This window comes from Mycolicibacterium mageritense (assembly GCF_010727475.1).
Taxonomy (GTDB): domain Bacteria; phylum Actinomycetota; class Actinomycetes; order Mycobacteriales; family Mycobacteriaceae; genus Mycobacterium; species Mycobacterium mageritense.
Map to the genome: position 1 here is coordinate 4,319,468 of NZ_AP022567.1, position 10,526 is coordinate 4,329,993.

The window sequence follows — 10,526 nt, forward strand, 5'->3', positions numbered from 1 at the left end:
GAGAATCAGAGGCCGGCGATACCGGACAGCTGGCGCACCTCGATCGCCGAAGCCGGAATCATCGACGCCAGTTTGACCGCCTCGTCGCGGTCGGCCGCACGCAGGACGTAGAAGCCGTTGGCGACCTCGGCACCTTCGGCGTACGGACCGTCGGTCAGCGAAACCTGGCCGTCGCGCACCCGGACCGTCGTCGCGGTCGACGGCGGATGCAGCGGCGCGCCCGCCAGCGTTCGGTCACCGATGGTCTTGGCGAGTTCGACGTGTTGGCCCGCCTGCTGATTCCACTCGTCGGTGCCTGGGGTGTGGATCTTCTCCGGTGGCTCCAGCAGCAGCGCCAGCCAGTCGTTGGTCAGCGGCTGCTCGGGGGCCTGCCAGTGCACCATCGGCCACACCTCGACGGCACCGTACTTCGCGGCGGGGATGTCCTGGGCGAGCGCGAGGGCCTCGTCGAGGTTGTCCGCCTCGAATACGTAATAGCCCCCGGCGACTTCGGCGCCCTCGGCGAACGGGCCGTCGGTGACCGTCGGATTGTCCGGTCCGCCGGAGATCCGGACCGCGCCCGCCGCGGGGGTCAGGGCATCGCCCGCACGGATCGCCGACCCCGCCTTGGCGTGGAAGGCCAGGTATGCCGTCATCTCTTCGGCACCCTGCTCAGGGGTGAGCGCCTGCTCGCGATTGATCAGCAAGGCGAAGTAGTGCATCGTCGTCTCCCGGTGACAGTGAGCGGAACCCTGTGTTCCACTCTCTACCTATCCGACGAACGACGTTGCCGTGATCCGACAGGCCGCGAAAAATTACTTCTGCAGCGTGAACTGATGCACGCTGATGTGACCCGAGGCGAAGTACTTCTGGCAGCCGTTGAGGTACTTGTCGTAGCGGTCGTAGACCTCTTGGCCCTGGATCGCGATGGCCTCGTCCTTGTGGGCCTCGAGCGCGTCGGCCCAGATCTTGAGGGTGCGCACGTAGTGCGGGCCGATCTCCTGCAGCTGGGTGAGCTTGAACCCGGCTTCGAGGGCCTTTTCCTTCTCCATCTCCACCGAGGGCAGCCGGCCACCGGGGAAGATCTCGGTCATGATGAACCGGGCGAACCGGGCATCCTCGAACGTCATGTGCAGGCCGAGCTTCTGGCCCTGGCGAAGGTCGAATCCCGTGATGTTGTGCAGCAGCATGATGCCGTCGTCGGGCAGCGCGTTGTAGGCCGTCTCGAAAAACGCCGGGTAACGCTCGAATCCGAAATGCTCGAACGCGCCGATCGACACGATGCGATCGACCTTGTCGGTGAACTCTTCCCAGCCCTGGAGCCGCACCTCGACATTGCGGTCGGTCTCGATCTTGGAGAGCTTGTTGATCGCGTACTCGCGCTGCTCGCCCGACAGGGTCAGGCCGATGACGTTGACGTCGTACTTCTCGATGGCCCGTGCCATGCCTGCGCCCCAGCCGCAGCCGATGTCGAGCAGCGTCATGCCGGGCTCAAGGCCGAGCTTGCCGAGCGCGAGGTCGAACTTGGCGATCTGGGCCTCGTCGCCGGTCATGTCCTCGCGTTCGAAGTACCCGCAGGTGTAGCCCATTGTCGGGCCGAGAAACAGTTCGTAGAATTCGTTCGAAATGTCGTAGATCGACTGCAGTTCTTCATATTTCGGTGTCAATTTGGACATATTCGAAACGCTCCAAGCCTCAGAGTTCTCCCCGCGATTGGTCAGCCTACCGTAGCCAACTGGCGGTCGGCCTCGACTACTGTCAACCAAACCCCACGGCAAACAATCGGTGATCCAGCTGGTCTTCGCGGCGCATCCGGGGCCTGCGGAAACTTGCGAAAGCACGAAATTCGGCAGCGAAGCAGTAACGACACGCGCTACTTCTGCAAAGTGAACTGATTCACGTCGATGTAGCCCACCCGGAAGCTGTTGGCGCAACCCGTCAGGTAGTGCATGTAGCGGTCGTAGACCTCTTCCGACTGGATGGCGATGGCCTCGTCACGGTGCGCGGCCAATGCCTCGGCCCACAGATCGAGCGTGCGCGCGTAGTGCAGCTGCAGCGATTGCCTGCGGGTCAACGTGAATCCCGCGCGGTCGGCGTGTTCGACGACCATCTCGATCGACGGCAGCCGGCCGCCCGGGAAGATCTCGGTGACGATGAACCGGATGAACCGGGCCACTTCGAACGTCAGCGGGATACCCCGGCTGTGCGCCTCCCGGGGATGCAGCCCGGTGATGGTGTGCAGCAGCATGACCCCGTCGTCGGGGAGCGCCTCGTACGCGAAGCGAAAGAAGTCCTCGTAGCGCTCGTGGCCGAAGTGCTCGAACGCGCCGATCGACACGATTCGGTCGACGGGCTCGTCGAACTGCTCCCAGCCTGCGAGCAACACGCGCTTGCTGCGGGGGCTGTCCGATTGCGCGAACACCTGCTCGACGTGCGCATGTTGATTGCGGCTCAGTGTCAGGCCAACGACGTTGACGTCGTAACGCTCGATCGCTCGCATCATCGTTGCGCCCCAACCACATCCGACGTCGAGCAGCGTCATGCCGGGCTCCAGGCCGAGCTTGCCCAGGGACAGATCGATCTTGGCCAGTTGGGCCTCTTCGAGCGACATGTCGTCGCGTTCGAAGTATGCGCAGCTGTAGGTCCGGCTCGGGTCGAGAAACAGTGCGAAGAAGTCGTCGGACAGGTCGTAATGTGCCTGAACGTTCTCGAAATGCGGTTTGAGGTTTTCCGGTGGTTTGGCCATGGCGTTGCCTTCCGGGCCGACCGGAGAGCGCCGCTACACCGGGATTGGTCCAGCTCGCCCCCGGACTCTGGCACAGCGTAGACCGCGAAAAGTCAGCTACCCAGCTGCCGCTCGTGGGCAAACGTGCAGGCAGGCGGGAGATTTTGCGTTATCACACACCTCATCCCGCGGCGGCGAAGTTGGTCTTGAGCTCACCCACGACCTCGTCCCACACCGGCTCGGGTAGCTCGTGGCCCATGCCGTCGATCAGGACGAGCCGCGCGCCGGTGATCGCCTTGGCCACCGCGCGCCCGCCGTACGGACGCATCAGCCGGTCCGCGAGACCGTGGATCACCACCGTCGGCGCGGTGATGCGCCGGTCGTGGTGCAAAAGGCTGCCGCTGCCCAGGATGGCCGCAAAATGCCGTGCGATGCCGGCAGGGTAGTACGCCCGGTCGTACAGTTCGGCGGCCTCGGCGCGGATCTGCTCCTCCGGCGTCGGATAGCCCGGGCTGCCGTTGAGCTTGCTGAGCCGAACGGCGTTGTCGATGATGGCATCTCGCGACGAGTTCGCCGGCGGCCCGGTGATCACCGACATCAGCTGGCGGATCCCCGGGGGCGGCAGCAGTGGCCGGTTGTTGCTCGAGAAGATCACCGCGAGCGTCTTGGTGCGCGCGGAATGCTGTGCCGCGAAAACCTGCGCGATCATCCCGCCCATCGATCCGCCGACGATGTGCGCGCTGTCGATGCCGAGGTGATCCAGTAGTGCCGCAGCGTCATCGGCGATGTCCTCGAGGGTGTACACCGAGGGGCTGCGCAGGCCGAGGAACGACCGCGCCATCCGCAGCGACAACGGCGCGTCGACCCGTTGGCCCGACAACTTGCTCGACAGCCCCACATCCCGGTTGTCGTACCGGATGACCCGCAGGCCCTGGTCGATGAGCTTCTCGCAGAAACCGTTGCGCCACAGCAACAATTGCGCACCCAGTCCCATGATCAGCAGGACCGCGGGATTGTTCGGGTCGCCCATGTCCTCGTAATACAGATCGAGATCGCCGGACTTCGCGTAGCCGGTACGAATTTCCATTTACGTTTCGACCTCGTCGATGTCCTTGTGTTCGCGGCTGATGTCCACCATGAAATTGGCGAAGTATCCGGTGAGCTGCGGGTCGTTCATCATCTGCCAGTTGGGCGCCAACAGCTTCATGTAGCGCTCGACGTAGAGGAATTGTTTGCCGATCAGCACGAGTTCGCGGGGCAGCTTCACGTCGTAGGCGTCGGCGAGCGCTGAGAGCTGTTTCCCGATTTCGGCGTATGACATGTCGCCCAGCGACTTCATGGTCAGCGGCGTAGCGAACGCTTCGAGATCCTTGGCGGCCTGCCCCTCGGGCTTGACCGTGCCCACCGCACCCATGAGCACCACGATCTTGCCTGCCGCCGCATGGTCCTTCTTGACCAGCAGCGCGTACACGAGCTCGCGCAACAGCCAGCGGGTCCGCGGGTCGATGCGGCCCATGATGCCGAAGTCGAAGAACACGATCTTGCCGTCGTGGTCGACATACAGGTTGCCGGCGTGCAGGTCGCCGTGGAACAGGCCGTGCTTGAGCCCACCCTCGAAAACACTGAACAGCAGGGCCTTGACCAACTCGGTGCCGTCGAACCCGGCCTTGCGGATGGCGGCCACATCGTCGATGCGGATGCCCTGTACCCGCTCCATGGTCAGCACACGCTGGCTGGTCAGGTCCCAGTACACCTGTGGCACCCGGATGTTCGCCCCCAGCGGGGACGCGTGCATATGCGAAACCCACGCGTCCATCGACTGCGCCTCGAGGCGGAAGTCCAGCTCCTCGGCCAGGTTGTCGGCGAAGTCGGCGACCACGTCCTGCGCGGACAGCCGCCGGCCCAGCTTGGCGAGTTCGACGATCTGCGCGCCGCGCTTGAGGATCTGCAGGTCCGCGGCGACGCGGCGGCGGATCCCGGGCCGCTGGATCTTGACCACGACCTCCTCGCCGGAGTGCAACGTGGCGTAGTGCACCTGGGCGATCGAGGCCGACGCGAACGGCTTGTCGTCGAACGACTTGAACAGGTTCTGCGGATCGTCGCCGAGTTCTTCCTTGAAGAGCTTGTGCACGGCGTCTGTGTCGGCGGGCGGCACGCGGTCCAGCAGGCTGCGGAATTCGCGGCTCAACGGCTCACCGAAGGCCCCGGGGCTGGACGCGATGATCTGGCCGAACTTGACGTAGGTGGGTCCGAGGTCGGAGAACGTCTGGGGCACCTGCTTGATGATCTTTTGCTGCAGGGAGCCCTTCCCGAGGATGTTGGTGACGACCCGGGCGCCGGTACGGGTGATCTGCCAGCCCGTCGCACCGATGCGGGCGGCCTCGACCGGCAGCGGCACCCGATCCAGCTTGGCGCCCTCGCGTTGCTTGGATTTCGGCGGAGTGCTCATTACCGCAGTGTCTCAAAACCGCCGGTACTGCCAAAAATGGGTGTGCCGGGTATCACACCGCACCCGTCCGCTGACCACCATGCGCACAACCTGAAGATCGCCGGTCAGCAGGGGTTGTGCGCACAAGCGCGGGCTCAGTGTATTTCGCCGTGTCAGGCGAAGCTGTGCTCAACCTCGTCGCGACTGCGCACCGGATCGCTGCCGGGCACGTACGTCGGCACGGTGTGCGGCGAAAGGGCGGGATCGAGGCCGCCGGCCACGCGGGCCTGCGCCTCGCGGAACTCCGGGATGGGCCCGGCCGCCAGCTCCAAGCCGTTGATGGTCGACCACACCAGGCCGCGCCGGGCAGTGCGCTCGATGATGTTGGGGGACTGGTGCTGGATCAGCTGCATGGCCCACTTCGGCATGGTGTCGCGGATCGCCCAGTCGATCGCGCTCTGCGGCAGCGCCACGTTCGACCCGGTGGCCATGGCGGCCCCGTGGGTGAGCGCGAGTTTGGGCAGGTAGGACTCCAGGCAGTCCAGCGTTTCGGCCTTGGTGGCGGGCAGGTCGGTACCGCCGAGGGCGTGCCCGACGCGGACGAACTCGCCGTAATAGCGGTCAAGTTTCTTGCCGCGCAACGGCTGCGGATGGTAGAGCTCGTGCGCGGTGGCCAGGCCCCACACCACCGTGGCGTAATTCCAGCGCAGCCAGTCCGGATCGTCGGCGTCGTAAGGAGCGCCGTCGGGTCGGACACCCTTGATGGTGTGGTGCATCGCGCGCACGGCCTTGGCCAGCCGTTCGGCGGTCTCGGTGGACCCGTACGCGGTGCCGATGAAGAACGCGATCGAGTGGCCGAGGCGCACCGCCGCGCCTTTCGGATCGATGACCGGTATGGCATTGCCTTCGTCGTCACGCTTGACCAACCTCGAATGGTGCATGCCCATCCAATAGATCGACGGGTCGAGGCGCTCCAGGTACGCCGCACACTGCAGGCCGAAGATCAGGGCATGCATGTGGGAGTGCACGTGCCACACCGCACTGCCCGGGCCGAACCATCCCGGATCGCCGGCAGGCCCGGCGAACTCCATGCCGCGGAAGTAGTTCCGGCGGATGTCGGCGTCGAACTTCTGATTCAGCCACTGGCCGACGAACTGGTGCGGCAGGAACGGCGGTAGAGACACGTTGAAGCCCTTTCCCAATCTGGTCACAGCTGTAACCACAATACATTTTGGCTACGGTCGTGACCAGATTTAGGCTGTACAGATGTCGACCCCGACCCGCTGGGCCGGCGTCCCGCTGACGGACCGCCGCGCCGAACGCCGGACGCTGCTGATCGACGCCGCGTTCCGGCTGTTCGGTGAGGGCGGGGAGGCGGCCGCGTCGGTGCGGTCGGTGTGTCGCGAGTGTGGCCTGAACACGCGGTACTTCTACGAGAGCTTCACCGACACCGACGACCTGCTCGGTGCGGTCTACGACGAGGTCAGCACGCTCCTGGCGGCCGACGTCGAGGCCGCGATGGCCGCCGCGGGCGATTCGCTGCGGGCCAGAACCCGGGCCGGTATCGCAGCCGTGCTCGGGTTCAGCTCTGCTGACCCCCGCCGGGGGCGAATCCTGTTCACCGATGCCAGGGCCAACCCGGTACTGGCCGCCCGCCGGGCCGCGACGCAGGATCTGCTGCGCGAAGCCGTGCTCACGGAGGGCGGGCGCCAGCACCCCGACTCCGACCCGGTGGCCGCCCAGGTCGGCGCCGCGATGTACACCGGCGCGATGGCCGAGCTGGCTCAGCAATGGCTGGCCGGCAACCTGGGCGACGACCTGGACGCCGTGGTGGACCACGCGTTACGGCTGGTCCTCGGGCGCTAGGTCACACGGACGCGGGCCGCCAGCGCTTGATCCAATCGGTCTCCGGCCATTCTTCAGCCGCCGCCATCAACTCGTACATCGTTGCGCGGTCCAGGGATTCGCGGATGATGTCGGCATGCCCGGCGTGTCTGCTGAGCTCCTCGATCAGGTGCATGGCGACCCAGCGCACCGACCAGTTGTCGATGTCCTGCGGAAACCAGGGCACTCCGCGGGGCACAGGTACCGGCGCGGCCAGATCCTGTTCGGCGAACACCCGCAGGGTGTCGGCGTTCTGCGCCTTGAGTGCCGCGAGTAGCGCGGCGAGGGTCTCGTCGTCCCGCATCACGTACTGGTCGGCATAGTCGGCCATCTGCTCTTCCATCGGGCGCGGATCCGCCGGTGGTGCGGCGGGCGCATGCGCGGCGCGCTCGGTCCAGCCCTTCTGGACCCCGGTGGCGTGTTTGACCAGGCCGCCGATGGACAGCGTGCTCACCGACGGTGTCGCGCGGGCCTGCTCGTCGGTCAGGCCGTAGGCCACCGCGAAGAACGCATTCTGCTGGAACGCCAGAAATTCGATCAGCGTCTGGCGTTCGTCGGCGGCGGGGGCGGGCATTCCTGGCATTGGTCAGTTCTCCTTGTCGTGGGCTGAATGAGCGTAAAGATCACGGATGCAAGCGATTTCGGCGCCGTGGTGGATGACCTCCCGGTTGATGTGCAGAACGAGCTCGGCCATCGGATGCTCGGCCCACGGGCCTTCGGCCGGACCGACCGGCCGCTGCAGGTCATCTTCGCCGAGCCCGCGCACACCGTCGATCCAATTTCGGTACGCGTCGTCGAGTTGTTTCAGCGCCGTGGCCGCATCGGTGGCGTACGGCCAGGACTGGTAGTCGGCAGGTGGGCCGCCGAAGTGCGAGTGGTTGCGCATCGCCAGCACGCCCACGATGACGTGCGCGAGCCGCCACGCGATCGTGGTGAACGGTTCGGGCTGGGGCGGCGGATAGCTGAAATCGATTGCGCCGTCGGGATGCACGGTCCAGCAGTCCGGTACCGGCTGCCAGAAGTACTCGTCGTCGGTCAGGCCGTTCAGCCGGGGCCGCAGCTGGTTGGTCCAGTGGTAGTCCAACTGGTCGGCCAGGAGATCTGTTCGCATGGGACCACCCTCGCAGGTATATAGGACAGTTTTTGTCCTATGAGTGCGGCAGACTCTTGGCATGTCCGAAACCACCAGCCGCGTCCTGCAACTTCTCGGGCTCCTGCAGTCGCGGCGCGTCTGGTCGGGCGAGGAGCTGGCCGAGCGGCTCGGTGTCACGGGCCGCAGCGTCCGCAGGGATGTCGAGCGGTTGCGCGACCTGGGCTATCCCGTGCACGCCAGCAAGGGGCACGGCGGCGGCTATCAACTCGGTGCCGGGGCCGCGCTGCCACCGCTGCTGCTCGATCCGGACGAAGCGGTCGCGATGGCCGTCTGCCTGCGGCTCGCGGCGGGAGGCAGCGTCGCGGGCGTCGGCGAATCCGCGTTGCGGGCGCTGTCCAAGCTCGACCAGGTCATGCCGGCCCGGCTGCGGTCACAGGTGTCCGCGGTGCACGACGCCACCGTGACCCTGACCCCGAACCAGGCCGACACACCCGTCGAACCGGACGTGTTGATGACCCTGGCCCGCGCGAGCCGCGACCACGAACACGTCAACGCCGACTACACCGATATCCGCGGCAACCACACGCAGCGGCGCCTGGAGCCCTATCACCTGGTCACCACCGGCAGGCGCTGGTACCTGCTGGCCTACGACCGCGACCGCGCCGACTGGCGCACGCTGCGGCTCGACCGCATGGCCGACGTGCGGGCCCTCGGCAGCACCTTCGCGCCGCGCGACGCGCCGGACGCCGCGAGCTACGTGCGCCGGTCCATCAGTTCGTCGCCGTATCGATATGTCGCCAGGGTGCGCTACCGGGCACCGGAACACGCACTGGCACAAGTTTTTCCGGCCGCGTCGGCGACCGTCGAACCGGACGGCCCCGATACGTGCATCGTCACCGCCGGCGCGGACGACCCCGAACGCATGGTGCTCTACTTCGCGACCACCGGTTACGACTTCGAGGTGCTCGAGCCACCGGAGGTGGTCGCCGCGGTGCGTACGGTCGCGGAGCGTTTGCGGGCCGCGTCGTCGCCGGGGCGCGTCACGTGATGCCCAGGCGGTCGGTGAGCACCAGGAACGCCGCCGCGAAATCGTTCTCACTCGTCGCGGCGCGGACGGCATCCCAATCGACGCGCTCGCGCACTGCGCGCGCGGCGGGCAGCAGGGCCGCGAAATCGCAGTGATGCTCGTTGAGAGAGTTGAGCTTTTCGGCCATCACGTGCGTCGGCGGCAACACGGGCATCCGGATCGCGAGCACGTCGAGTACCTCGGCGCTGCTCAGCGTGACGGCGTCGACCGGGACACCGTTGAGCTGATAGAGCACGTCGACCAGGACGTCGTCGTCCGGATACGCCTTGAACAACCAGTCCTCGGGAGTGCGCACGATCCGGAAGCCGGCCTTCTGCAGGGTCACGGCTGCCGCGTCGGCGTCGGCCTCGGCGACCACGAAGTCGACATCGTGCACCGGTTCCGGTGCGCCGTGCACCCACAGCGCGTAGCTGCCCGCCAGGGCAAAGTCGGGGCCATGCAATTTCAGCGCTGACGCCGCGCGCTTCAATGCGTCCCGCAGGTCGTCGTTTCGAGCGAGCACGGTGCCATCCTGTTGTCGGTGCGACGCGTGGTGGATTGCCGTCGCGGGTACTTGAGTACCCATGCGGATGGCTACTTTCAACATCCTGCACGGACGAAATGTCCACGACGGTGACGTCGACCTGGGCAGACTCGCCGATGCAGTGGCTGAGATCGACGCCGACATCCTCGCGTTGCAAGAGGTCGACCTCGACCAACCACGTTCCGGTAAGGCCGACCTGACCGCGATGGCCGCGGCCGCCATGCACGCCCAGCACCACCGGTTCGTCGCCGCGATCTCCGGCACCCCGGGTGCGACATGGATGGCGGCCACCGGACGTGAGCAACCCGGCACGGCCGCGTACGGAATCGCATTGCTGTCGCGGTTTCCCGCCGAGAACTGGCAGGTGCTGCGGCTGCCCCGGATCCCGGTGCGATTCCCCATGTACCTGCCCGCCATCCGACGGGTCCGCATCGTCCACGAGGAACCCCGAGCCGCCGTCGTGGCGCGGCTCGACACGCCGCTGGGGCCGATGACCGTCGCCAACACCCACCTGTCGTTCGTGCCCGGCTGGAACCGCGTGCAGCTGCGCCATCTCGTGCGCGATCTGCGCGGTTTCCCGGCGCCGCGGGTGCTCATGGGCGACCTCAACATGCGCGCGAACCGCTCGGTGGGATGGCGCGCGCTGGGCACCGCGCCGACATTTCCGGCCGACGATCCCGACCATCAACTCGACCACGTGCTGACCGACGACGACACCCTCCAGGTCGAGTCGTGTGACGCTCCGCGGTTGGCGATCTCGGATCATCGCGCGCTCGTCGTCGACATTTCCCGGCCGTGACGTCGTAG

General features: G+C 66.4%; 12 protein-coding genes. 3 read left to right on the plus strand and 9 right to left on the minus strand.

The genetic code is table 11. The annotated features are described in order from the left end of the window. Nucleotides 1–5: 5 nt before the first annotated feature. The 6 genes from G6N67_RS20735 to G6N67_RS20760 all read right to left on the minus strand — a co-directional run bounded on the left by G6N67_RS20735 (nt 6) and on the right by G6N67_RS20760 (nt 6,343). Nucleotides 6–701 carry a YciI family protein gene (locus tag G6N67_RS20735; RefSeq protein WP_036429226.1) on the minus strand — a complete coding sequence of 232 codons (696 nt, stop codon included), beginning with the start codon at nt 699–701 and terminating at the stop codon, nt 6–8. Nucleotides 702–794: 93 nt separating this feature from the next. After that, entirely contained in the window at nt 795–1,655 is an 861-nt protein-coding gene (locus tag G6N67_RS20740) for a cyclopropane mycolic acid synthase family methyltransferase (RefSeq protein ID WP_036429224.1), read from the minus strand. 197 nt (nt 1,656–1,852) lie between these two features. Then, the gene (locus G6N67_RS20745; protein ID WP_036429223.1) at nt 1,853–2,725 is read right to left on the minus strand and encodes a cyclopropane mycolic acid synthase family methyltransferase; all 873 of its coding nucleotides are present in this window, start codon (nt 2,723–2,725) and stop codon (nt 1,853–1,855) included. Nucleotides 2,726–2,885: 160 nt separating this feature from the next. Further along, on the minus strand, nt 2,886–3,791 hold the full coding sequence (locus tag G6N67_RS20750; RefSeq protein WP_036429221.1) for an alpha/beta fold hydrolase: 906 nt from the start codon (nt 3,789–3,791) through the stop codon (nt 2,886–2,888). Continuing rightward, complete coding sequence (locus G6N67_RS20755) at nt 3,792–5,153, minus strand: ABC1 kinase family protein (RefSeq protein ID WP_036429220.1); 1,362 nt, start codon at nt 5,151–5,153, stop codon at nt 3,792–3,794. It abuts the gene before it with no gap. Nucleotides 5,154–5,305: 152 nt separating this feature from the next. After that, entirely contained in the window at nt 5,306–6,343 is a 1,038-nt protein-coding gene (locus G6N67_RS20760; protein WP_230022108.1) for an oxygenase MpaB family protein, read from the minus strand. 55 nt (nt 6,344–6,398) lie between these two features. Here G6N67_RS20760 and G6N67_RS20765 point away from each other — a divergent pair, with 55 nt between their 5' ends. Beyond that, nucleotides 6,399–6,998, plus strand: a complete 600-nt coding sequence (locus G6N67_RS20765) for a TetR/AcrR family transcriptional regulator (protein ID WP_036429218.1) — start codon at nt 6,399–6,401, stop codon at nt 6,996–6,998. A gap of 1 nt (nt 6,999) precedes the next feature. On the opposite strand, the gene G6N67_RS20770 is transcribed toward G6N67_RS20765, so the two are convergent. Continuing rightward, nucleotides 7,000–7,599, minus strand: a complete 600-nt coding sequence (locus tag G6N67_RS20770; RefSeq protein ID WP_036429217.1) for a DinB family protein — start codon at nt 7,597–7,599, stop codon at nt 7,000–7,002. Nucleotides 7,600–7,602: 3 nt separating this feature from the next. After that, nucleotides 7,603–8,127: a DinB family protein gene (locus G6N67_RS20775; RefSeq protein ID WP_036429215.1), complete on the minus strand. Its 525-nt coding sequence runs from the start codon at nt 8,125–8,127 to the stop codon at nt 7,603–7,605. A 61-nt stretch (nt 8,128–8,188) separates the two neighbouring features. On the opposite strand from G6N67_RS20775, the gene G6N67_RS20780 reads away from it, so the two are divergent. Next, entirely contained in the window at nt 8,189–9,157 is a 969-nt protein-coding gene (locus tag G6N67_RS20780; protein ID WP_036429213.1) for a helix-turn-helix transcriptional regulator, read from the plus strand. On the opposite strand, the gene G6N67_RS20785 is transcribed toward G6N67_RS20780, so the two are convergent. Beyond that, complete coding sequence (locus tag G6N67_RS20785) at nt 9,150–9,698, minus strand: hypothetical protein (protein ID WP_036429210.1); 549 nt, start codon at nt 9,696–9,698, stop codon at nt 9,150–9,152. The genes G6N67_RS20780 and G6N67_RS20785 overlap by 8 nt on opposite strands. 61 nt (nt 9,699–9,759) lie before the next feature. Here G6N67_RS20785 and G6N67_RS20790 point away from each other — a divergent pair, with 61 nt between their 5' ends. Beyond that, complete coding sequence (locus G6N67_RS20790; RefSeq protein WP_036429209.1) at nt 9,760–10,518, plus strand: endonuclease/exonuclease/phosphatase family protein; 759 nt, start codon at nt 9,760–9,762, stop codon at nt 10,516–10,518. Nucleotides 10,519–10,526: the final 8 nt, after the last annotated feature.